At 62.9% G+C, this 22,182-nt stretch carries 17 protein-coding genes and 2 tRNA genes; 8 read left to right on the forward strand and 11 right to left on the reverse strand.

The window, feature by feature from the left end:
* Positions 1–16: 16 nt before the first annotated feature.
* Positions 17–1,780 (reverse strand): arginine--tRNA ligase, encoded by a 1,764-nt coding sequence (gene argS, locus FJV77_RS01465; RefSeq protein WP_142865086.1) that lies wholly within the window; start codon positions 1,778–1,780, stop codon positions 17–19.
* 62 nt (positions 1,781–1,842) lie between these two features.
* A complete protein-coding gene (locus FJV77_RS01470) occupies positions 1,843–3,057 on the reverse strand; it encodes a deoxyguanosinetriphosphate triphosphohydrolase (RefSeq protein ID WP_142865087.1) in 1,215 nt (404 codons plus the stop codon).
* A 76-nt stretch (positions 3,058–3,133) separates the two neighbouring features.
* On the opposite strand from FJV77_RS01470, the gene erpA reads away from it, so the two are divergent.
* The 4 genes from erpA to FJV77_RS01490 all read left to right on the forward strand — a co-directional run bounded on the left by erpA (position 3,134) and on the right by FJV77_RS01490 (position 5,050).
* Positions 3,134–3,481, forward strand: coding sequence for an iron-sulfur cluster insertion protein ErpA (gene erpA / locus FJV77_RS01475; RefSeq protein ID WP_142865088.1), 348 nt, complete (start codon positions 3,134–3,136; stop codon positions 3,479–3,481).
* A 4-nt stretch (positions 3,482–3,485) separates the two neighbouring features.
* Positions 3,486–3,878 (forward strand): glyoxalase, encoded by a 393-nt coding sequence (locus FJV77_RS01480; protein WP_142865089.1) that lies wholly within the window; start codon positions 3,486–3,488, stop codon positions 3,876–3,878.
* Positions 3,879–3,885: 7 nt separating this feature from the next.
* Positions 3,886–4,680: an exodeoxyribonuclease III gene (gene xth, locus FJV77_RS01485; protein ID WP_142865090.1), complete on the forward strand. Its 795-nt coding sequence runs from the start codon at positions 3,886–3,888 to the stop codon at positions 4,678–4,680.
* A gap of 115 nt (positions 4,681–4,795) precedes the next feature.
* Positions 4,796–5,050, forward strand: a complete 255-nt coding sequence (locus FJV77_RS01490; RefSeq protein WP_246691107.1) for a hypothetical protein — start codon at positions 4,796–4,798, stop codon at positions 5,048–5,050.
* Positions 5,051–5,078: 28 nt separating this feature from the next.
* Here FJV77_RS01490 and FJV77_RS01495 read toward each other — a convergent pair whose 3' ends face one another.
* From FJV77_RS01495 to FJV77_RS01530, 8 genes are all read right to left on the reverse strand, one after another.
* Positions 5,079–5,903: a tetratricopeptide repeat protein gene (locus FJV77_RS01495; protein WP_112564806.1), complete on the reverse strand. Its 825-nt coding sequence runs from the start codon at positions 5,901–5,903 to the stop codon at positions 5,079–5,081.
* Positions 5,890–7,614 carry a dihydroxy-acid dehydratase gene (gene ilvD, locus FJV77_RS01500; RefSeq protein ID WP_142865092.1) on the reverse strand — a complete coding sequence of 575 codons (1,725 nt, stop codon included), beginning with the start codon at positions 7,612–7,614 and terminating at the stop codon, positions 5,890–5,892. The genes FJV77_RS01495 and ilvD overlap by 14 nt, the downstream gene beginning before the upstream one ends.
* A gap of 282 nt (positions 7,615–7,896) precedes the next feature.
* The gene (locus tag FJV77_RS01505; protein WP_142865093.1) at positions 7,897–9,123 is read right to left on the reverse strand and encodes an OmpP1/FadL family transporter; all 1,227 of its coding nucleotides are present in this window, start codon (positions 9,121–9,123) and stop codon (positions 7,897–7,899) included.
* Positions 9,124–9,482: 359 nt separating this feature from the next.
* Positions 9,483–12,266, reverse strand: coding sequence for a valine--tRNA ligase (locus FJV77_RS01510; RefSeq protein WP_142865094.1), 2,784 nt, complete (start codon positions 12,264–12,266; stop codon positions 9,483–9,485).
* 251 nt (positions 12,267–12,517) lie between these two features.
* Entirely contained in the window at positions 12,518–13,450 is a 933-nt protein-coding gene (locus tag FJV77_RS01515; RefSeq protein WP_142865095.1) for a PopZ family protein, read from the reverse strand.
* A 271-nt stretch (positions 13,451–13,721) separates the two neighbouring features.
* Complete coding sequence (locus FJV77_RS01520) at positions 13,722–15,110, reverse strand: TolC family outer membrane protein (protein WP_142865096.1); 1,389 nt, start codon at positions 15,108–15,110, stop codon at positions 13,722–13,724.
* Positions 15,111–15,296: 186 nt separating this feature from the next.
* Positions 15,297–15,971 carry a protein-L-isoaspartate O-methyltransferase gene (locus FJV77_RS01525; protein WP_142865097.1) on the reverse strand — a complete coding sequence of 225 codons (675 nt, stop codon included), beginning with the start codon at positions 15,969–15,971 and terminating at the stop codon, positions 15,297–15,299.
* A gap of 109 nt (positions 15,972–16,080) precedes the next feature.
* A tRNA-Cys gene (locus tag FJV77_RS01530) sits at positions 16,081–16,154 on the reverse strand.
* Between the two features lie 218 nt (positions 16,155–16,372).
* Between FJV77_RS01530 and FJV77_RS01535 the strand changes: the two genes are divergently transcribed.
* Positions 16,373–16,579, forward strand: a complete 207-nt coding sequence (locus FJV77_RS01535; protein ID WP_142865098.1) for a hypothetical protein — start codon at positions 16,373–16,375, stop codon at positions 16,577–16,579.
* Between the two features lie 18 nt (positions 16,580–16,597).
* Here FJV77_RS01535 and FJV77_RS01540 read toward each other — a convergent pair whose 3' ends face one another.
* On the reverse strand, positions 16,598–16,858 hold the full coding sequence (locus FJV77_RS01540; protein ID WP_142865508.1) for a hypothetical protein: 261 nt from the start codon (positions 16,856–16,858) through the stop codon (positions 16,598–16,600).
* Between the two features lie 232 nt (positions 16,859–17,090).
* Here FJV77_RS01540 and FJV77_RS01545 point away from each other — a divergent pair.
* The 3 genes from FJV77_RS01545 to FJV77_RS01555 all read left to right on the forward strand — a co-directional run bounded on the left by FJV77_RS01545 (position 17,091) and on the right by FJV77_RS01555 (position 22,150).
* Positions 17,091–17,165, forward strand: a tRNA-Asn gene (locus FJV77_RS01545).
* Positions 17,166–17,574: 409 nt separating this feature from the next.
* The gene (locus tag FJV77_RS01550; RefSeq protein ID WP_210246341.1) at positions 17,575–20,697 is read left to right on the forward strand and encodes an AAA family ATPase; all 3,123 of its coding nucleotides are present in this window, start codon (positions 17,575–17,577) and stop codon (positions 20,695–20,697) included.
* Positions 20,698–20,761: 64 nt separating this feature from the next.
* The gene (locus FJV77_RS01555; RefSeq protein WP_142865100.1) at positions 20,762–22,150 is read left to right on the forward strand and encodes an FAD-binding oxidoreductase; all 1,389 of its coding nucleotides are present in this window, start codon (positions 20,762–20,764) and stop codon (positions 22,148–22,150) included.
* Positions 22,151–22,182: the final 32 nt, after the last annotated feature.

Raw genomic sequence — 22,182 nt, forward strand, 5'->3', positions numbered from 1 at the left:
GGTGTTTTAGTCAAACCTAACGCATTTCGGTGGGCGCATCAGCCCCAATCAGCGTCAGGCCGGAGGTCAAAACATCCGAAACAGCCTGCACCAGCCCTAGTCTGGCATGCGTCAATTGTCGGTCGTTAACCTTAACAAAACGTAAGTCTGGATTATCGGTGCCCCGATTCCAGTGGCCATGAAAGCTGGAGGCCAGATCGTAGAGGTAGAATGCCAGCCGATGCGGCTCCAGCGCAAGAGCCGCGGATTCGATCAGCCGGGGATATTCAGCCAGCTTCCGGATCAGCCCGATCTCGCCCTCGTCGGTCAGCGATACCGAGGCGGTCGCCAGGCTGTTGCGGTCGAAATTGGCTTCGCCAAGCTGCTCGCTCGCCTGCCGGAACACCGAATGGCAGCGGGCCGAGGCGTACTGCACGTAGAACACCGGGTTGTCCTTGGATTGTTCGGTGACCTTGGCGAAGTCGAAGTCGAGCGGCGCATCGCTCTTGCGATAGAGCATCATGAAGCGGATCGCATCGCGACCCACCTCCTCCACCACTTCGCGCAGTGTCACGAAGTCACCCGACCGCTTCGACATCCGAACCGGTTCGCCGTCGCGAAACAGCTTCACCAGATTGCACAACAGCACGGTCAGCTGGAGCTTCAGATCATCGCCGGAAATCGCCCGCGCCAGCGCTTCCAGCCGTTTGACATAGCCGCCATGGTCGGCGCCCAGCACATAGATCAGGTCGACAAAGCCGCGATCGACCTTGTCCTTGAGATAGGCGACGTCGGCGGCGAAATAGGTGAACGAGCCGTCGGACTTGACCAGCGCCCGGTCCATATCGTCGCCGACCGCGGTCGAGCGGAACAAGGTCTGCTCGCGGTCTTCCCAGTCGTCCGGCTTCTCGCCCTTGGGCGGCGGCAGCTTGCCCTTGTAGATATGGCCCTTCAGCGTCAGATCGTTGATCGCCGAGCGGATCTTCTTGGCGTTGTCGGCATGCAGCGTGCGCTCGGAGAAGAACACGTCGTGATGCACGTTGAGCAGCGCCAGATCGGCGCGGATCATCGCCATCATCGCATCGATGGTGCGATCCTTGACGATGGCCAGCGCCTCGTCGTCCGGCATCTGCAACAGCTTGCGGCCAAATTCCGCGACCAGCGCCTGACCGACCGGAACCAGGTAATCACCGGGGTAGAGACCGGCAGGTATCTCGCCTATGTCGTCACCCAGCGCTTCGCGGTAGCGCAGAAACGCCGAACGCCCGAGCACGTCGATCTGCGAGCCGGCGTCGTTGATGATGTATTCCTTGGTCACGTCGTAGCCGGCGAAGGCCATCAGATTGGCCAGCGTGTCGCCGACCACCGCGCCTCGGCAATGACCGACATGCATCGGCCCGGTCGGGTTGGCCGAGACATATTCGACATTGGTCTTGCGGCCACCACCGATGGTAGAGCGGCCATAGTTGCGGCCCTGGCCGAGCAGCGCGGTCAGATGCGCCTGCCAGAAAGCGTCCTTGAGCCTGAGATTGACGAAGCCCGGGCCGGCGACATCGGCGCCAGCGACATCGGCGTCAGCGCGCAGCACTTCCACCAGCCGTTCGGCCAGCGCGCGCGGGTTCTGTCCGGTCGGCTTGGCCAGCACCATCGCCGCATTGGTGGCGAGATCGCCATGGCTGGCGTCGCGCGGCGGCTCGACGGCGATGCGCGACAGGTCGGGCGAAACGCCATTACTGTCTTTCAAATCAAGCGCTTCGACGGCTTTTGTGATTCGCGCGCTGAAATCGGCGAAGATGTTCATGGGTCTTGCTCTGGCGGACTGTGCAGGAGAACCGGCTCATTGGCCGGCAAATCGCGCCCGCCCTAGCTTAAATCGGGCGTATGGTCAAACAGACGGCGGTGTTCCTTCAAGGCGTAGGTGTCCGTCATCCCCGCCAGGAAATCGGCGACGCTGCGCGCCTTGATGCGATCCTCGGCCCGGTCGAGCCCTTCGCGCCAGCCGTCCGGCATGGCGCGCGGATCGGCGAAATAGACATCGAACAGGTCGCGCACGATCTGCTCGGCGTCGCCACGCACGCGCATCACCTCATCGTGCCGGTAGAGGTGCTTGTAGAGAAACGCCTTCAATTCCTTCTCGGTCGCCGCCATCCCGGCCGAAAACGTCACCATCGTCTCGCCCGCCGCCCGCACCGATTCGGCGCTGTCAGGCTTTATGCGCTCCAGATTGGCGGTGGTCGAAACGATGACATCCTCGACCATCATGGTGATCTGACGGCGCATCAGTTCATGGCCGGTGCGCACGTCGTCGAGACCGGGATAGCGTGCGCGCACGCCTCTAAGGATCGATCCCGGCAGCGCAACCTTTTCCAGCATGTCCAGCGTCAGGAAGCCGGAGCGCAGGCCGTCATCTATGTCGTGGGTGTTGTAGGCGATGTCGTCGGCGATCGCAGCACACTGCGCCTCGATGCCGGCGAAACGGTCGAGTTCGAGGTCGTGCAGTTCGGAATAATCGCGGATTGCCTGCGGCACCGGGCCCTTCAGGCCTTTTCCCTTGGCATCGGTCAGCGGGCCATTGTGCTTGACCAGGCCTTCCAGCGTCTCCCACGTCAGGTTCAGCCCGTCGAACTCGGCATAGCGCCGCTCCAGCCGCGTCACCACGCGCAGCGACTGCGCATTGTGGTCGAAGCCGCCCCATTGGGACATCCGCTCGTTAAGCGCGTCCTCGCCGGTATGGCCGAACGGCGTGTGGCCGAAATCGTGGACCAGGGCGACTGCTTCGGCCAGATCCTCGTCGCCGCGCAATGCTCGCGCCAAAGCCCGCGCGATCTGCGCCACCTCGATCGAATGCGTCAGCCGGGTGCGATAGTGGTCGCCTTCATGCGCCACGAACACCTGCGTCTTGTGCTTCAATCGGCGGAAGGCGGTGGAATGGATGATGCGGTCGCGGTCGCGCTGGAACGGCGTGCGGGTCGGGCTCTCAACCTCGTCGTAGAGCCGCCCGCGCGACTTGGCCGGATCGCTGGCATAGGCCGCGCGCGGCCGATAGCCGAACCCAATGTCGCCAAGCTCATTTGTCATGGCTGATGCCGCCGCAGTTGACTTGCCCCTTCCCGCTTCATACCTATCATGTGAAACCGAAAGCAAGGTGACGCCCATGGGCGCTGATGCCAAGACTGCCATGAAAGTCGAAATGACCGACTCCGCCGCCAGGCGGATTGCGAAAATCGTGTCTGGCGAAGCCGGCAAGACGGCGCTGCGCGTCTCCGTCGAAGGCGGCGGCTGCTCCGGCTTTTCCTACAAGTTCGACCTGGTCGATACCCGCAACGACGACGACGTCGCCATTGAGAAGGACGGTGCCACCGTGCTGATCGACGACCTCTCGCTGGTCTATATGGGCGGCTCGGTGATCGACTTCGTCGACGATCTGATGGGTCAGTCGTTCCAGATCCGCAACCCGAATGCAGTCGCCTCCTGCGGCTGCGGCACCAGTTTCTCCATTTAATCAGATGCCTGCGATCGGCGCGGTCCGTCAGGTCGCGCTGTCGGCCGGGCGCGATCTCGACGTGACCCTGGCCTTCTGGCGCGACGTGCTCGGCCTGGGTGTTCACGCCCGCTACGATCCGCCCGGCATGGCCTTCATCATGGCCGGCCCTGTGCGGCTGCTGTTCACCGACGGCGTGCCGGCCGGCACCGTCTATCTCGACATAACAGGGCTCGAAGCCTTCCACGCTGATGCGAAAGCCGCCGGCGTTCCCTTCACCGCACCGCCCGCACTTGTCCACCACGATACCGAAGGCACGTTCGGGCCAGCGGGGGAAAGCGAGTGGATGGCCTTTCTAAAGGACTCGGCAGGCAATACGATCGGGCTTGTCGAACGTCTCCCGCCCGAACATCCCTGAGGCCGCCATGAAAATCGTCACCTGGAACATCAATGGCGTTCGCGCCCGCCTCGGCAACCTCACCCATTGGCTGACCGAAAGCCAGCCCGACATCGTCTGCCTGCAGGAGATCAAGACGGTCGACGAGCAGTTCCCGCGCGCCGAGATCGAGGCGCTGGGCTACAATGTCGAAACCCACGGCCAGAAAGGCTTTAACGGCGTCGCTCTGCTGTCGAAGCTGCCCTTCGACGAGGTCATCAGAGGCTTGCCGGGCGACGACACGGATGAGCAGGCGCGCTTCATCGAGGGCGTGTTCTCGACCGATCAGGGCGCGTTGCGCGTCGCCTCGCTCTATCTGCCCAACGGCAACCCGATCGATGATGACAAGAAGTTCCCCTACAAGCTGTCCTGGATGGAGCGGCTGCAGCGCTGGGCCGAGCAGCGCCTGCTTCTGGAAGAGGCGCTGGTGCTCGCCGGTGACTACAATGTCATCCCCGAACCTATCGACGCGCGCTTCCCCGAGAACTGGCTTGGCGATGCGCTGTTCCAGCCGCAGACGCGGCAGGCCTTCCGGCGGCTGAAGAATCTCGGCTTCACCGAGGCGGTGCGCGCCGTCACCGACGCTGCCGACGTCTACACGTTCTGGGATTACCAGGCCGGCGCCTGGCAGAAGAACAACGGCATTCGCATCGACCATCTGCTGTTGTCGCCCGAAGCCGCCAACCGCTTTTCCTCAGCCTCGATCGAAAAGCACGTGCGCGCCTGGGAAAAACCGTCCGACCATGTGCCGGTGGCGATCGATCTGACGTTGCTGCCGGCCTGATAGCTGCCGAACCCTGATATCGCCACAATCGCGCCATTCAGTCGGAAATCAGCATGTCGGCTGGGGTTCCATGACCATACGATTCCTTCTTTGTCCAATCGGCCTGGCATTTGCCATGGCTGCACCCGCAGCGGCCTTCGCCGACCAGCAGTGTCTGGCCAATGGCAAGTCGTACGAGATCGGCCAGGTCGCTTGCCTGACGGTTTCCGACCAGAGCCACATGGCCCGCTGCGACCTCGTGCTCAACAACACCTCATGGACGAAGATCGGCGACACCTGCCCTGACAGCACGATGAAGCCTCACCTGCACGTCACGCCAATCTCGATGCCGGTACACAGAGCGGTGCCGGCGGAACCCACCGAGAACTGATTTTCCGATTGTTTTGAGGCGGGCAACCTTACTGGTCGCCGCCGCCCTTGGTGAGAATATCGTCGGCCAGCGATATGGCGGTGCGGCGGTCGGCTTCGCCGGCGGCGGCAAACGCCTCTTCCTGCATGCCGCGGATCCACGGCTGGTCGGCTGGCGAGGCGCGTTCGAGCGCGGCCGTCATCATCGCCAGCCCGCGCACGATCTTGCCGCTCTGGAACAGAAGATTGCCGAGCGTCGCCTGGGCGCCGGCATGGCCTTTTTCGGCAGCAAGCTGGAACCAGCGGCCGGCCTGCTTGACGCTGGCCTTCACGCCGCCCTCGCCCTTCAGGAACATCTGGCCCATCTCGAACTGGGCGTTCGGATTGCGGTAATTGGCGGCCGCGCGCATGTAATATTCCTGCGCCGCGACCTCGTTTTCCTCGACCGGGCTGCCGGGTATGCCGGTCCTGAGATAGTCGCCCAGCGCCACCAGCGCGTCGGAGACATAGCTTTCCTCCGGCGATCCTGGCTCGACATCCTGATCGACGATCTCGGAGAAGAATTTGAAGGCCGCATAGTCGTCGCGGGTCACGCCGTCGCCTTCGGCATACATGCGCGCGAGCTTCCAGGTGGCGCCGATCTGGCCGTTTTCGGCGGCGTATTTATAGGCCTCGACCGCCTGTTCCTTGTGGCCGCTCTTGTAGGCGGAGAAGCCGAACTGGAACACGGCCCACGGGCTCGATTGCGGCTTCACGCCGGTCTTGTCGTCGAACACCTTGTCGTCGAAGGCCATGGCCTGGCCCACGGCGCCAAAGATCGCAACAGCGACCAGTGCCGGAAGGACAGACGACCTCAACAACTCAGATATCCGCATAGCAATGTGTTTCTTTGGCACCGCCGGGATGGGTGACCGCGCCGTCGCGGGCAGGCCCTACCGTCTGTGCGTATTTCCAGATCGCGCCCGACTGATAGTCGGTCGTGCGCGCCTTCCAAGCCTTCGCCCTCGTCGCCAGTTCAGCCTCGGACAGGTCGACCTCGATCGTGCCTTTGGTTGCGTCGATCGAGATCACATCGCCGTCTTTCAAGAGCCCGATCGGTCCGCCGACGGCAGCTTCGGGCCCGACATGGCCGATGCAGAACCCGCGCGTCGCGCCCGAGAAGCGGCCGTCGGTGATGAGGGCCACCTTGCCGCCCATGCCCTGGCCGTAGAGGGCCGCCGTCGTCGACAGCATCTCGCGCATGCCCGGGCCGCCGCGCGGACCTTCGTAGCGGATGACGAGAACCTCGCCTTCCCTGTAGTTGCGGTGCGTGACAGCCTCGAAACATTCCTCTTCCGAATCGAAACAGCGTGCCGGGCCTGAGAATTTCAGCTCCGTCATGCCCGCGACCTTCACGATCGCGCCTTCGGGGGCAAGGTTGCCCTTCAAGCCCACGACACCGCCGGTTTGGGTGATCGGTCGGTTGGCGGGACGGACCACATCTTGGCTATCATTCCAGGCAACATGTTCCATGTTTTCGGCCAAAGTACGGCCAGTCACGGTCAGGCAATCGCCATGCAAGTAGCCGTGGTCGAGCAGCGTCTTCATCAGCAGCGGAATGCCGCCGGCCTCGAACATGTCCTTGGCAACATATTTACCGCCCGGCTTGAGGTCGGCGATGTAGGGGGTCTTTTCGAAAATCGCGGCGACGTCGAACAGGTCGAACTTGATCCCTGCCTCATGCGCGATGGCCGGCAGGTGCAAAGCCGCATTGGTCGAGCCGCCGGTGGCCGAAACCACGGTCGCTGCATTCTCCAGGGCCTTCAGCGTAACGATGTCGCGCGGCCGGATGTTTTTGGCGATCAGCTCCATGATCTTTTCGCCGGAGGCGAAATTGAAGCGGTCGCGCATCTCGTAAGGCGCCGGCGCACCACAGGAATAGGGCAACGCCAGGCCGATCGCCTCGGCGACGGTGGCCATGGTGTTGGCGGTGAACTGGGCGCCGCAGGAGCCGGCCGAGGGACAGGCGGCCTGCTCGATCTCGAGCAACTCGGCGTCGCTGACCGTGCCGACCGAATGCTGGCCGACGGCTTCGAACACATCCTGCACGGTGATCTGGCGGCCGCGATAGCTGCCGGGCAGGATCGAGCCGCCATAGATGAAGATCGACGGCACGTTGAGCCGCACCATGGCCATCATCATGCCGGGCAGCGACTTGTCGCAGCCGGCGAGGCCGACCAATGCGTCGTAGCAATGGCCGCGCATGGTGAGTTCGACCGAATCGGCAATGACATCGCGCGACACCAGCGACGACTTCATGCCCTGGTGGCCCATGGCGATGCCATCGGTGACGGTGATGGTGCAGAATTCGCGCGGCGTGCCGTTGGCGGCCGCGACCCCCTTCTTGACGACCTGTGCCTGGCGCATCAGCGAGATGTTGCAAGGTGCCGCTTCGTTCCAGCAGGAGGCGACGCCGACCAGAGGCTGCGCGATCTCGGCCGCCGACAGGCCCATGGCATAGAGATACGAGCGATGCGGCGCACGCGCCGGGCCGACGGTCACATGGCGGCTAGGCAGCTTGGCCTTGGAAATGACTCTGGCGTCCATACTCTTCCTTGCCGCGGGCGGTGCGGCCTGCCTCATCGCCGAGCCTTCTGGCGCGTGTCCCGAGACAAATTCGAGGTGCGCCGGGTTTATGGCGGGAAATAGGCAATTTCTTCGGACAGGGTCGTAGCGCAGGCGTTGGCCGGGAACTGTTGCCAAAACGTCACAATCGCGAGAGGCGAAAGTGATGAGGGATTTGCAACGCCAGCGCGTGGCGGCACGGCACCGTGCCTCAACGAAAAAGGTCGGGCAAAAGCCCGGCCTTTTGTGTGGATTTTCAGAGCCTTAGAACTTGATCTTGACGCCGCCAGAAATGGCCGTGACCAGATCGTTGCCGAAATCATAGCTGACGTCGGTGCCGGCTTGGTATCCGTTGTCGCCATTCACGACCCCTGAATGGCCGCTGGTCAGGACGCCGACCGCGCCGGCCAGACGCACTTCGATATTGCGCGAAGGCGTGTAGGCGACGCCGCCGCCCAGCGTCCAGGTGTCGGTCTGCGAGCCGTAGCCGTGTGATGTGCCACGATCCCAGGAAAGCTGGCCGGCCGCGCTCCACTGGTCGTTGAATTTGTGTCCAACGCCGCCGGAAACCGTCCAACCATCACGATACATCAGGTCGAGTGAGGTGACCTGTCCCGGACCGTTGGTGAAACAAGCTGAAGATGGAACACCTACTGGGCAGATCGGAACACTTTGCAGAACGCTCCAGTTAACCCACTTGATCGAGCCGAAGGCGAGCCATCCGGGCGCGATACCCGACTGCAGCTTCAACTCCACCACATCCGGCATGTACTGCGTCGAGCCGTAGATCGGGAAAGCGGGGACGCCAACATTCGTCAGATCCAGCGTGCCCGAGATATTGTCGAGTTTGACCTTCGAATTGTAGACGAGGCTCGCGCGCAACGCGATGTCAGGAATTTCATAGGCGATGCCGGCGCGCCAGCCCCAGCCGCTGCTCTTCAGATCGACACGACCAGTACCGCCGAAGTCGGGCACCAGCGGCGACACCAGGTCTTCCTTGAAGCCATAGACTTCCTGATAGTAGACGCCGCCTATGAAGCGAACCTGGCCTTTGCCGGCATCCATCTTGTAAGAACAAGTGCCGGCGTAGTTGTTGCTCTTGATGTCAGTTTCGATGTTGGACTCGGATCCGGCCCACAGACCCGGATTTGTGTGCGCGCCCCACGGCTGGGAATAGTCGAACATGCAGTCGACGCCCTTGACGACCTCGGCCTTGACGCCGATGCGCGGCACCCAGTAGCTCTTGCTGTCTTTCGCCGTGCTGCCCAGGAATGTCAGATTGCCGTCACTCGGATCGGTATCGACCGCGTTCTTGAGCTTACGCTCCGGCATCACATAGGTCGCCTCGGCTTCCGTGGCGAAGGGTGCCGGATCGAACAGAAGGTCGATGTCGTAGCCGCCGCGCTCGATGCCGCCGGCGTGCACGGACCCGATCAGACCCAGCGAAAAACACCCCGCCCCCAGCAGTGTTTTCAAACGCAAATTGTTCATGGAGGTCCTCCCCGAAATACTAGTGCGTCAAGCTAGAACCAATTCGGGTTAACGGCGCAACAATGAATTCAGATAACGTACTTGTACACTTGAGCCGGCTGCCTGTCCGGCTCAGCGGCAGATCCAAAAGCCAGGCCGAAAAACGGCTTTCCGGGGGTAAATCGGCGAAAAACTATGTGAAACCTGTCACAAAAAGCTCAAAAACAAGCCCTTTCGGGGCTATTTGGCCTGATTGTTACATTATGGCAACAATGGGGCCAAAACTTTCCGTTTACGTCAATATTCACGCAACGGAATGCCTGTTTTTCGGCCAAAAGCGCCGCTGCGAAGTATGCGGCGGGGCGCGCGAATCCGGCAACTCAGCCGGCGTCGCGCACCCTGGTCAAAGCCACCGAAAGCTTCTCTTGCTGATCGCGGTATTCGTCGAGTTTTTCGCGCTCGGCTGCGACGATCTCTTCCGGCGCACTGGCGACGAATCGTTCGTTCGACAGCTTCTTGTGCAGCCGCGCGATTTCCTCGGTCACCTTGGCCAGTTCCTTCTGCAGGCGCGCCGCCTCGGCGGAAAGATCGATCAGGCTGCCGAGCGGCAGGCAGATGGTTGCTTCGTTGAGCACGATCTGGGCCGAGCCCTTGGGTGCTGCGTCCTGCAGCGAGATGTCGCCGACCCGCGCCAGCCGCTTGATGGCGGAAGCATGTCGTTCCAGCCTCTGGTGGGTCTCGGCGCTGGCGCCTACCACCACCAGCGGCGCGATCGCTGCCGGCGGCACGTTCATTTCCGAACGCACGGAGCGGATGCCGGAGACCAGATCGACCAGCCAGTTGATGTCGGCGGCCGCATCCGCGTCCTCGAAGTCCGGTGATGGCCAGGCGGCGTGGCAAAGCAGCGTTGCGCGCGTCCCGCCCTCGCCTGCCGTCTGCGCCCACAATTCCTCGGTCATGAACGGCATCATCGGGTGCAGGAGCTTGTAGATTTCATCGAGCACGAAGGCGACGCAGGCGCGGCTTTCGGCCTTGGCCGCCTCGTCGGCGCCCATGAACACCGGCTTCAAGAGTTCCAGATACCAGTCGCAGAACAGGTTCCAGACGAAGCGGTAGGCAGCGCCCGCCGCTTCGTTGAAGCGATATGAGGTGATGCCCTCGGTGATCGCGTGCGACGCCCTGGTCAGCTCGGTCAGGATCCAGCGGTTGACCGGCAGCTTGGCGTCGTTCAGCCAGAAATCATCGTTGCGCGCGACCTCGTTCATCTCGGCAAAGCGCGTCGCGTTCCACAGCTTGGTGCCGAAATTGCGATAGCCGGCGATGCGCGCCGGATCGAGCTTCACATCGCGCCCCTGCGCCGCCATCACCGTCAGCGTGAAGCGCAGTGCGTCGGCGCCAAACTCGTCGATGAGGTCGAGTGGATCGATGACGTTGCCCTTCGACTTCGACATCTTCTGCCCGTTCTTGTCGCGCACCAGCGCATGCACATAGACGGTGTGGAACGGCTCCTCATGCATGAAGTGCAGGCCCATCATCATCATCCGGGCGACCCAGAAGAAAATGATGTCGAAGCCGGTCACCAGCACGTCGGTCTGGTAGTAGGTCTTCAGCTCCGGCGTGTGATCCGGCCAGCCAAGCGTCGAGAACGGCCACAGTGCGGAGGAGAACCAGGTGTCGAGCACATCCTCGTCGCGGGTCAGGATCTCGCCCGGCTTGAAATTCTCAAGCTTGTCCTCGACCCAGGCCTTCCACGGCCCTTCCAGCGCCAGATAATATTCGATGGCAGCGGCCAGCGCCTCTTCCTCGGTCTTCTCGACAAAGACGCGCCCATCCGGCCCGTACCAGGCGGGAATCTGGTGGCCCCACCACAACTGGCGCGAAATGCACCAGGGCTGGATGTTCTCCATCCAGTCGAAATAGGTCTTTTCCCAGTTCTTCGGCACGAAGTTGGTGCGGCCTTCGCGCACCGAGGCGATCGCCGGTTTGGCGAGTTCTGCAGCATTGGCATACCACTGTTCGGTCAGGAACGGCTCGATCGGCACGCCGCCGCGGTCGCCATGCGGCACTGCGTGGCGGTGCGGCTCGACCTTGTCGAGGAAGCCGCCGGCCTCCATCAGCTCGACAATCTTCTTGCGCGCGACGAAACGGTCGAGACCGTCGAGCTCGTCCCAGACGGCCTGCCGCTCCGGCGTGATCTCAAGGCCGGCGAGGAAGTCCTCGTTGTCCTTCAGTTTGATGGCCGCCTCGATGGTCAGGATGTTGATGGCCGGCAGCTTGTGGCGCTTGCCGACCTCGAAATCGTTGAAGTCGTGCGCCGGCGTGATCTTGACCGCGCCGGAGCCTTTTTCCGGATCGGAATACTCGTCAGCCACAACAGGGATCTTCCGGCCGACGATCGGCAGGACGACATTCTTGCCGACCAGATGCCGGTAGCGCTCGTCGTCCGGATGCACGGCGACCGCCGTATCGCCCAGCATCGTCTCCGGGCGGGTGGTCGCCACGGTGATGAATGTCCGAGGATTTTCCGGATCGAACGCCTCGCCCTCGATCGGGTAGCGGAAGTGCCACAGATTGCCGTTGACCTCCTGCGGCTCGACCTCCAGGTCGGAGATCGCCGTCAACAGCTTCGGGTCCCAGTTCACAAGGCGGTTGTCCTTATAGATCAGGCCTTCCTTGTAGAGCGTGACGAACACTTCCAGCACGGCCTTGGACAGGCCCTCATCCATGGTGAAGCGTTCGCGCGACCAGTCGGCCGAGGCGCCGAGCCGCTTCAGCTGGTTGAAGATGGCGCCGCCGGATTCGGCTTTCCACTCCCAGACCTTTTCGATGAACTGTTCGCGGGTGAGATCGCGGCGATGGATCTGCTTTTCCATCAGCTGGCGTTCGACCACCATCTGCGTGGCGATGCCGGCATGGTCCATGCCGGGCTGCCACAGCACGTTCTTGCCGCGCATGCGCTCGAAGCGCACCAGGATGTCCTGCAGCGTGTTGTTGAGCGCATGGCCCATATGCAGTGAGCCGGTGACGTTGGGCGGCGGGATGACGATGGTGAAGGCCTCGGCCCCCTCCTCCGAACCTGCCCCGGCACGGAAGGCGTCCGCCTCTTCCCAGATTTTGGCGATCTTGGGCTCGACGGTCTTGGCGTCGTAGGTCTTTTCAAGCATGGGAAAATGGTCCGCGCTGTCGGATTTTTTGCTGGTTCGGTGTAAATCGGAAGGTCTTGGCCAAGTCAACCGCGGGCGGCTTGGTCCTTCACCGGCAAATAGGCGTCGCCCCGGTCAACGGGAAAGCCATGCCCGTGTTTTCATTGCCGCGGCTATCGACGGCAACCTGATCGCTTTTGCCACAGCAGCCAAGGGAAGCTGAAGCTCAGAAAAAGCTCAAGGCCGCGCTTTCCTCTTCGGGATCGGCGGAATTACTGCGCGCCGCGCGCGACGCGCTCGATTTCCTCGCGCACCAGGCGCTCGACCAGCGTCGGCAGATTGTTGTCCAGCCAATCCTGAAGCATCGGCCGCAGCATTTCCTCGGCCATCTCGTCGAAGGTCTTCTTGCTGCGGCTGGCAAAGGCGTCGGAGAGCTCGCCGAAGGCTGCGGCGACCTGCCGTCCGGTGTGTTCCGAAACGATCGCCGGGCGAACCGGTGTTGCATCGGCCTGGCGCGCCTGCTCGCTGCGCGACGGGCCCGGCTCGAAAGCCGGCTCGGCCGCGAGATCGTCTTCGAAAGCCTCGATCTCCGCAGCAGCGGCCTGCCGCTTCTCGGTCTCTTCCTGCCTGATCTCTTGCTGCCTGATCTCTTGCTGCTTGATCTCTTGCGGCCTGACGTCTAGCGGCTTGGCCACATCGGCGGGCTTTGTCTGACTGCCCACGGCTGCAATTTCGCGTCGCCAATCGGTGACGATGGAATCGGTGGTTTCCGCCTTTGGCCGGGCCGGCGCTTCTGCCCTGGCCGCCGGGGCAGACTCGCTGGCTATTCTGGCGCTCACTTCCGCCAGGGTCATCGGCGCATGCGTGGGGGGCGCGACGGTGGTAGGAGCAGGATTTGCCGGCGTGGCCGGCTTCACCGGAGCCGGCTCGGAGCGCGGCTCCAGCCGTGCCACGGCAGGTTCGGCCAGTTGCGCCTGCACCTCGGCCAGGGTCACCGGCTTCTTGCTTTCGGCCGCGCTGTGCAGCTCGCTGCGGAAGGCCTCGACATCCGTCGGCGGCCCGGCGGCGGGCACAAGGTCCTGACGCAACTCATCGGCGTCACCCGGCTGCTTGCGGCCGGTGTCGCTGTCTTCGATGATCCTTCTGATGGAAGCCAGTATTTCTTCCATGGAAGGTTCGCGCTGCGCGCTGCTTGCCGTCGCCATCGTCACATCCGCCGCCCTTGTGACCCGTTTTGCAGATTCCTGTCCGACAAAGCCGGGCACGAATCATGGCGACAGCGTAGCCGACGGATCGCCATCGGAGAATCCCCAATCTCGGGAGACGCGGGATTTCAACAATTTAGACATGGCTGCGAACCGAAAACCTTCTTTCGGAAAAGATCCTGTCGCCACAAAAGGGTAGCGCCGCGCATCCCTGAGATGCGCGGCGCTCCGACACTCTAATCCTGGTGGGACTTGAAACCGCCTGGCGCGGTCAGCGGCCGTCCGGCGTGCGCAGGCCGATCCACTTGTCCTTGACGGCTCTGTAGTGCTCTTCAGGCTTGTACTTCGTCACCTGCAAGGCGAGACGCTCGACCGACAGCCGGCCCATGGCCGAAAGGATGGCATAGCTCGCCACCACCACATCGCGCTCGGAAGTGGCAAGGTTGATCTTGGCGCTGATGACATCGTTCTGGGCGTTCAGCACATCGAGCGTGGTGCGCTGGCCGACATTGCGCTCTTCGATAACGCCGTTCAAAGCCAACTGCGCGGCGGCGATCACCTGCCGGTTGGCCGCGACGCTCTCCTGTGCAGAGGTGTATTGCGTCCATGCCGATGTCACCGCCTGACGCACCTGGTCGCGGCTGACATCGACCTCGATGCGAGCCTGGCTAAGCGATTCCTTCGATTGGCGGACCAGGGCCGAGGTGCGGCCACCCGAATAGATCGGAATGGTCAGTGTCGCACCGATGTTGGCGGAACGGGTGGTGCCATTCTGCGACGTCAAGGTTTCCGGCGAGTTTTTGGAGTAGTCGTCCGAAACGCCGGCGGAAGCGGAAAGCTGCGGCAGCAGCGCACCTTCGTGCGACTTCACTTGAAATGCGGCCGCGTCGACCAGATGCTCGGTAGAAAGAATGGCCGGATGTTCGGTCGCCGCGATGTCGATCGCCGCATCGAGGCTCCTCGGCAAAAGCTTCGCCAATGGCGACGCCGCCTTGAGCTTGCCCGGCTCGTCACCGACGATCTGGCGATAGGTTGCGGCACTGGCCAGCGCCTGCGCGCGAGCCGCACTCAACTGCGCCACCGCCTCCGAGCGCGAGGCGTCGGCCTGCGCCACGTCGGTGCGCGTGCCTTCGCCGACCTCAAAGCGCGAGCGCGCCGCGCGCGCCTGCTCGGTCAGGAACTGCAAATTCTGTTCGGTCAGCACCGCCACCTGACGGTCATGGATGACATCCATGTAGGCGCTTGCCGCGTTGAACAGCGTATTCTCTTCGGTGTTGCGCAGGCTCTCGACCGACGCCTTGACCTGCGCCTCGGCTGCCGCGACGTTGTTCTTGGTCTGAAATCCGTCAAACAGCATCTGATTGATGGCGACGCCGAAGCTCCCGGTTGTCAGACGAGTGCCAGCGTTTGAACCGTTGAGGTGCCGGCTGGCGTAGCCGACGTCCGCACTCCCGGTAATGACCGGCCTGTATCCCGACTTGGCGATCGCCACGCCCTCATCGGTGACGCGCACGCCCGCACGGGCGGAATTCAGTGACGAATTGTTCTGGTAGGCCTTGGAAAGCGCGCCGAGAATGGTTTCCGCCGAGGCGGCTATCGGCGAAAGCGCTGTCGCGGAAATAAGGACGGTAGCAAACAAGCTTTTGGCTAAGGACGGCACTTTAAATCCCTCATTCGTTTTGCACGGGAACCACGCCACGCCAGCCCATCCCAAGGGATCAGCCAGCGCCGCGTCGATTTATCGTTCCCCCGCTGACGGCCTCCCGAAACACCGGTTAACCAAATCAGCAACGATTGTCCAATCGCAAGCCAACATGACAGCGCCTTTGCTGCAAGGCAAAATCACTTAGAATTCGAACGCGTGAATACGTTCAAATCCCGGTAGTGGCTTAATTGCCGCATTAAATGCCCGTCTTCCGGTTACAACCCCCCCTGCCTTGAAAAACAAGCGGGCCACACCCGCATTGCCCTGCCCTTCGACGGCGACCAGACGGCCGCCGTCGGCGAGCTGGCCGAGCAGGGCCCCCGGCACTTCCTCGACGCTGCCGCCGATCAGAATCACATTGTACGGCGCTTTGGCGGCATAGCCTTGCGGCAGCGGCCCGGCGACCACAGTGACATTGTCGCAGCCCTGCGCCGAGAGTGCGGCCTTGGCCGTCTCTGCCAGCGCGGCATCGCTTTCCAGCGCAATGACGGATTTTGCCAGCCTGGACAGGAGTGCTGCGCAATAGCCGGTGCCGCAGCCGACATCGAGCACCGAATCGCCGGCGTCGATCTCGGCCAGCTGCAAAAGCTTGGCCAGCGGCGACGGCTCCATGAGGTAGCGCGCACCGCTGCCGTCGGCGCCGTCGGAAATGCGGATATCCCCGTCAATATAGGCAAGAGCCTGTTGGCCAGCCCCGACAAATGCCTCGCGCGGTACGGCAAGCATGGCATCGAGCAATGCTGCGTCTGTCACGTCGGTGGTGCGGACCTGGCCGTCGACCATCTTGACGCGAAGTTCGGAGAAATCAGCGCTCATATCCCAACCAATCCGTCAAAAACCAACGCGCTGAAATGCGCTTGCCGCGCCAACACTGCGGCGCATTCGACCGGAACTCAAGCCCCCGCCGCGCGGGAGCTGAAGCAACTGGAGGCCTCGCCCGGAATCGAACCGGGGTGCAAGGATTTGCAGTCCTCTGCGTAACCACTCCGCCACGAGGCCTCGTCGCTCCCGGCGAGCGAACTCAATATGGTGACGGCGAAAGGTCGTCAAGCGTCCGCGCAGCATTCCGGCCCGCTTTCCGCGTCAGCCTCCGCAACGTGGTTCCCGAGCGGTTTAATCGCTCGGCACGTCAGCATATTAGCCGGTCATTAAGCATGATCGAGCGGCAGACGAAACTCGAACCCATGGCTCTACGTAGCGGAAGATGGAGGTAATCCATGCGTCGGGCCGCGGCAGACAGGGAATCCGGCACATCGGGCAGATTGTCGCTGCTGCGCTGCGAAAAGCTTGTGCGCTACGCGATCGACCGCCTCGCCATCGAGGGCGCAAGCCGGCTCTCGCCGCACGATCGCGCGCGGCTGGCTTCAGCGGCTGCCGTCCTCAAGGAAATCTGCGAGGGGCTGGAAAAGCGCAGCGAGCGTTGAGCCGGGAACCCGCGCCTTTCAACCCGGCCGCCGGCGTCGTTCCCACCAGACGACGAACCGCCGCCGCTGGCGGCGCACCGCGGAAAACTCGTAGGAAAGCACCAGAAGGCCGAGCGGAATCATCCAGAAACCGAGAATCGGCAGGAAGCCGAGAATGCCGAAAAACACCAGCACGACGCCGATGGCGATCCTGAGGCCGCGTGAGCGCGGCATGGTGAACTCGCGGCCGAACACCGAAATTTTCCGCGCCGGTGCCTGGTTCTCGCCTGCTGCAGTCATGTCGAACGTCGATCCGGTTGCCATCAGTTAAAGCCGTATGCGGTAAAGGCTGCAATCGCCCTTTCGGTTCCGCCGACCAGGGCCGGACGGCGCCCGAAACCGCTCATATGTGGTGTCATCGGGCGATTGCCAAAAACCATTGCATCAAAAAGCGCTAAAAAATGCGAAATGCTTCTTTGCAAAGCCGAAAGGGGTTTGCTATAGGCTGCGCCACTTGCTGAAGAGCCTCTGTTCCCCGGTAGCTCAGTGGTAGAGCAACCGGCTGTTAACCGGTTGGTCGCTGGTTCGAATCCGGCCCGGGGAGCCACCGCCTTCTCTACGCTATGGCGCGATGCTGCACGCCAACGCCGTCCGAAGGCCAAGAAGATAGCCGCTTTACGTGGAACTCTGAGGTTTCAGTGCTGGCGCTCAATTGGATGAATCCAAGCATCCCAGTTCAAGTCGCAGATCAACTCCGTTAAACTTCTGGGGCGAACGGCTGGGGGCGAACGGGTTGTGAACACCACAACACATCCCGCGGTTCCAGCCCGGAAGCGCGGGAATCGACACTCCTCAGCTCCCGGATCGGCTTGTTGTCGCCGGCGTGAGGAGACAGCGGACTTTTGGAGATGGAGCGCAACCAGAGAATTCGTACGCCGAGCGACACGAGAGGCGCTGGTCGCGAACTAGTGCCGGCACGGCTGGAGGTCCGACTTCTTGGTGCAGTCGAGATTATCTTGGACGGTCGCCGTCTTCGTGCCTTCGACTCTCTTCGCTTGCAACGGTTTCTGGCGTTGATCGCGTTACGGAGAGACCCGCAGCACCGTTCACGACTCGCGTTCGAGCTCTGGCCCGACTCCGACGAGCGTCAGGCGCGCACCAACCTCAGGAAGCTGCTCCACGACTTCCGTCATTCCCTTCCCGATATCGGTGAATTCGTCGAGATCGACAACGAGACTGTGCGCTGGATTCCGACTGGGCCGACCGAGGTCGACGTGCTGAGGTTCCGCGATGCCATGGCGGCCGGTGATTTCGAGCTCGCCGCGCGCCTCTATTCGGGCGATCTCCTTCCAGCTTGTTATGACGACTGGGTCCTGGACGAGCGAGCCAAACTTCGAGCTGAGGCGTATGGGGCCCTCGTGCGGCTGACTGAAGAGGCCGCGGGACGCGACGACCACCAAGCGACGATCAGGCATGCCCAACGCATCATCGACCTGGAGCCGACCGACGAAGCGGCCGCTCGAATTCAAATGGAAGCACATCTCGCGCTTGGCGATAGAGCCGCGGCGCGGCGCTGCTACCACCGGTACGCGGAGGTGCTTGAGCGCGACCTTGCGGTGGCACCGGGCGAGGCGATCGGGGCCATGTACCAACAGCTTCGGGCCGGCGCACCGAACCGCGACGAAGTGCAGGGCAAGGACCTACCCATCGCCGAATCGCCTTTCGTCGGCCGCAACCTCGAATGGAACCGGCTCATCGAGGCATGGAACACCGCGCGGGAGGGTGGGGCACATCTCTTCTTGGTGACCGGTGAACCGGGGATCGGAAAGTCCCGTCTCGCACTGGAACTCGGCCGTCGTGTTCGAGCAGACGGACACGTGGTGGCATCGGCTCGTGCGTACGAGGCTGCGGGTAGACCGCCGTGGGGTCCCGTCGTCGACCTGCTCCGATCGGATGCTATCCGAAGCCACATCGACACGCTCGACACGGTCTGGAGGGCCGAGCTCGCTCGTCTCCTGCCCGAACTCCGCGACGTTTCCCAGCCAACTGGACCGAAACAGTCGGGCGACGTGGCTCAGCGCCATCGGTTGTTCGATGCTGTAAGCCGAGCCATCGTGGCTGGCGACCGCCCGCGTTTGCTGATCATCGACGATCTGCAGTGGTGTGACGCCGAGACCATTGAGTTGATCGGTTTCGTTGTTCGTTCCGGACATGCGGCACCAGTCCTCATCGTCGGTACTGTCCGGTGGGAGGAGATCCCACAGCATCATCCCCTCGTTGGTCTCGTGGACGCCTTGGGCCACGACCAGGCAGTGGCCACCGTGTCACTCGACCGACTCGACGAAACCACCACTGCGAGGCTCGCTGCTCGGCTACGCGGTGAAGACACGATTGATCCGGAATTGGCGGCACGACTCTGGAGCGAGACCGAAGGCAATCCACTCTTCGTCATCGAAGCGCTCCGAGCCGGGATCTCCTCTGACGGAAGTCAGGCAGTGCTCACTCCGACGATGCGGGCGGTACTGCGCGCTCGACTGGGCCAACTGACTGACGGCGCTCGGCGACTCGCCGAAGTGGCGGCCGTCATCGGTCGGCCCTTCTCGGTCGGTCTGCTGGTCTCGGCCACCGGGACCGATGAAGACGAGCTGGTTGACCACGTCGACGAACTCTGGCGTCGTCGGATCATCCGAGATCAGGGGCTCACTTACGATTTCGGCCACGACAAGCTTCGGGCGGTTGCCCTGGAGATGGTCAGCCCGGCTCGCCGACGTCAACTCCACCGCGCCGTCGCCGAGGCGATCGCGGTCGAGCGCCACAAGGACATCGACGCGGCCAGCCCGCAGTTGGCCGCACACTATGACCAGGCCGGCATGGTCGAACCGGCCATCGATGCCTACCGCGTGGCGGGGGGCCGAGCGGTGGCCGTGTCGGCCCTCGAAGAAGCGGTCACCATGTTTCGGCGAGCGCTCGCACTGCTCGCCGACCTGCCACCGTCACCCGACCGCGATGCACTCGAACTCGACATCCGGATCGCCCTCGGATCCCCCCTTGTTGCCCTGGAGGGCTACGGGTCCAACAGTGCGCACCAACTCTACGAGAGAGCCCTTTCGCTTTGCCGCAAGCTGCACAGACCCGTGGACCCCCCGATCCTCCGTGGCCTCGGTCTCGCCCGGCTGCAGGGCTGCCGCTTCGACGATTGCGATGAACTCGCCCGGGCCCTCCTCGACGATGAGAGTCATGACGCGATGGCCGGGACAGAGGGGCGATATCTCCTCGGCGTGAGCGCGTTCTGGCGGGGCGATCTGGCCAGAGCCTGCCACTATCTCGATGGCGCTATCGAAGCCTATGACGTATCCCATCGCCACGAGCATCTGGCGTTGTATGCTCAGGACCCGAAGGCGGTTTGCCTCGTACGGCTGGCCTGGGTCGAACTGTGGGCCGGAGATGCCGGCAAGGCCGACGAGACAGCCCGATCCGCTCTTGAGCTGGCTGTCGATCTCAATCGTCTGATGACGTTGTGGTACGTCATCACTTACGCGGCGATCATCGCGGCCGAATCCGAAGATCGCGCCCGCCTCGCCGAACTCCTCGCCGACGCCGACCGTCATTGGAAGCGTCATTCGGAGCGCTACCTCATGGTCGTCCTGGAAGCCCTTCGGGGCTGGCTGGACGTCTGCGAGGGATCGACTGGGGGCATCGAGAAGATCGTGCGGTCGGTGGCGCGCTCGCGCAGCGAAGGGGAGACCCTCCACCTGACCTACACACTCCTTCTTCTCGCCCGAGCTCGCGGCATGGTCGGCGAGTTCCGCGAAGGACGAGCCGCCACGCGCGAGGGGCTTTCGTGGTCACACAAGTGGAACCAGCGCTATCTCGAGGCCGAGCTGTGGCGAGTCGATGGTGAGCTGGCTTATCGCAGCGGGGAAACCGAAGCCGCCGCTGCTTCTTTGCGCAGTGCCGTCGAGACCGCCAGCGCTCAAGGGGCAGGCTGGCTGGAGCTTCGGTCGCTCCACTCCTTCGCCAGTCGATTCCCCGACCAGGCACTGCGTGAGCAACTTGCGGACCTCATCGAGACCATTCCGTCGGGCCATGATCTCCCGGCGTTCCGGGCAGCAACCGGCCTTCTGAGCGAGTCCGGTTGAGAGGGAACGCTTTCGGAACGCCCGAGGGCGCATCCTTTTGCGAGACGGAGCAGAGGAGCGCCCAATGAGCAACAAAATCGAGGCGTTGACCGAAACGGTGCGAGGTCGCGTCATCACCCGCTCGGGTTCTGACTACGACGAGGCTCGCGCTGTCTACAACGCCATGCATGACCGCAAGCCCCGCGCCGTCATCCAGTGCGTGGATTCGGCCGACGTGATGGCCGCGGTCGCTGCTGGCCGCGACGCCGGCCTCGACGTGGCAATTCGTGGTGGGGGCCACAGCGTTCCCGGGTTCGGCACGGTGGAAGACGGTCTGGTCATCGACCTGTCGAAGATGAAAGACGTTCGAGTCGACCCGATCAAGAAGGTCGCCCGGGTCGGGGGCGGCGCGACGTGGGGTGATGTCGACCATGCGACCTACCCGTTCGGCCTGGCGGCGCCCGGCGGGATCATCTCGACGACCGGGGTTGGTGGCCTGACGCTGGGCGGCGGCATCGGCTATCTGACCCGCGGCGTCGGTCTCTCCATCGACAACCTGCTGTCGGCCGATGTCGTTCTCGCCGATGGTCGGCAAGTCACCGCGAGCGATTATCAGAACGAAGATTTGTTCTGGGCCTTGCGCGGCGGCGGCGGCAACTTCGGTGTGGTCACCAGCTTCGAGTTTCAGCTCCACGAGGTCGGTGACATCGTGGGCGGCCCCATATTCTACGAGTTCGACGATGCCGCGGCGGTCCTGCAGTGCTACCGCGAATTCATTGCGCAAGCGCCTGAGCAGCTCGGATGCTTTTTCGGCTGGCAGATCGCGCCCGACCTGCCGTTTATCCCCAAGGACCGGGTCGGAGACCTGTTCTGTGTACTGGTCACTTGCTGGAACGGCCCACACGAGGAGGCTGAGCGAGTACTCAAGCCGCTACGCGACGTCGCCGAAGTGAAAGCCGAGCAGGTCGACGTTATGCCGTTCCCGGCTCTGCAAAGCGCCTTCGACGGGATGGTTCCAAAAGGCATGCAGCATTACTGGAAGGCTGACTTCATCACCGAGCTTACCGACGAGGCGATCGCTGCTCACGTCGAGCACGGCAAGAAGACACCGCACATCAGCTCGAGCATGCATCTGCATCCGATCAACGGTGCGGCGCAACGGGTCGGCGCCGACGAGACCGCCTTCGGACACCGGGACAAGAACTTTGCGCCGGTCGTTGTCGGAATATGGTCCGACCCTGCCGATAGCGAGGCCAACATCCGGTGGGTGAAGGACTACTACGCGGCTATTCATCCCCACTCGGGCAGCGATGGGGGCTACGTCAACTTCATGTCCGGCGACGACCACCACCGTGCGCCCGCAAACTATGGCGCCAACTATGAGCGGCTCGCAGCCGTAAAGGCGACCTATGACCCGGACAACCTCTTCCACATCAACCAGAACATCGCTCCGGCGAACGGGAGGCGAGCGTGATGACCGGACTTACCTTGACGCAAGGAACAAGG

The sequence above is a fragment of the Mesorhizobium sp. WSM4306 genome, from assembly GCF_007003975.1.
Taxonomy (GTDB): Bacteria; Pseudomonadota; Alphaproteobacteria; order Rhizobiales; family Rhizobiaceae; genus Mesorhizobium.

Excerpts from the sequence above, each read along its gene's own strand:
- FJV77_RS01490 (WP_246691107.1), top strand. The coding sequence starts at position 4,796 with ATGGCTGCACCCGCAGCGGCCTTCGCCGACCAGCAGTGTCTGGCCAAT.
- argS (WP_142865086.1), bottom strand. The coding sequence starts at position 1,780 with ATGAACATCTTCGCCGATTTCAGCGCGCGAATCACAAAAGCCGTCGAA.
- ilvD (WP_142865092.1), bottom strand. The coding sequence starts at position 7,614 with ATGGACGCCAGAGTCATTTCCAAGGCCAAGCTGCCTAGCCGCCATGTG.
- FJV77_RS01470 (WP_142865087.1), bottom strand. The coding sequence starts at position 3,057 with ATGACAAATGAGCTTGGCGACATTGGGTTCGGCTATCGGCCGCGCGCG.
- FJV77_RS01510 (WP_142865094.1), bottom strand. The coding sequence starts at position 12,266 with ATGCTTGAAAAGACCTACGACGCCAAGACCGTCGAGCCCAAGATCGCC.
- FJV77_RS01505 (WP_142865093.1), bottom strand. The coding sequence starts at position 9,123 with ATGAACAATTTGCGTTTGAAAACACTGCTGGGGGCGGGGTGTTTTTCG.
- erpA (WP_142865088.1), top strand. The coding sequence starts at position 3,134 with ATGGGCGCTGATGCCAAGACTGCCATGAAAGTCGAAATGACCGACTCC.
- FJV77_RS01495 (WP_112564806.1), bottom strand. The coding sequence starts at position 5,903 with ATGCGGATATCTGAGTTGTTGAGGTCGTCTGTCCTTCCGGCACTGGTC.
- FJV77_RS01535 (WP_142865098.1), top strand. The coding sequence starts at position 16,373 with ATGCGTCGGGCCGCGGCAGACAGGGAATCCGGCACATCGGGCAGATTG.
- xth (WP_142865090.1), top strand. The coding sequence starts at position 3,886 with ATGAAAATCGTCACCTGGAACATCAATGGCGTTCGCGCCCGCCTCGGC.
- FJV77_RS01480 (WP_142865089.1), top strand. The coding sequence starts at position 3,486 with ATGCCTGCGATCGGCGCGGTCCGTCAGGTCGCGCTGTCGGCCGGGCGC.
- FJV77_RS01555 (WP_142865100.1), top strand. The coding sequence starts at position 20,762 with ATGAGCAACAAAATCGAGGCGTTGACCGAAACGGTGCGAGGTCGCGTC.
- FJV77_RS01525 (WP_142865097.1), bottom strand. The coding sequence starts at position 15,971 with ATGAGCGCTGATTTCTCCGAACTTCGCGTCAAGATGGTCGACGGCCAG.
- FJV77_RS01515 (WP_142865095.1), bottom strand. The coding sequence starts at position 13,450 with ATGGCGACGGCAAGCAGCGCGCAGCGCGAACCTTCCATGGAAGAAATA.
- FJV77_RS01540 (WP_142865508.1), bottom strand. The coding sequence starts at position 16,858 with ATGACTGCAGCAGGCGAGAACCAGGCACCGGCGCGGAAAATTTCGGTG.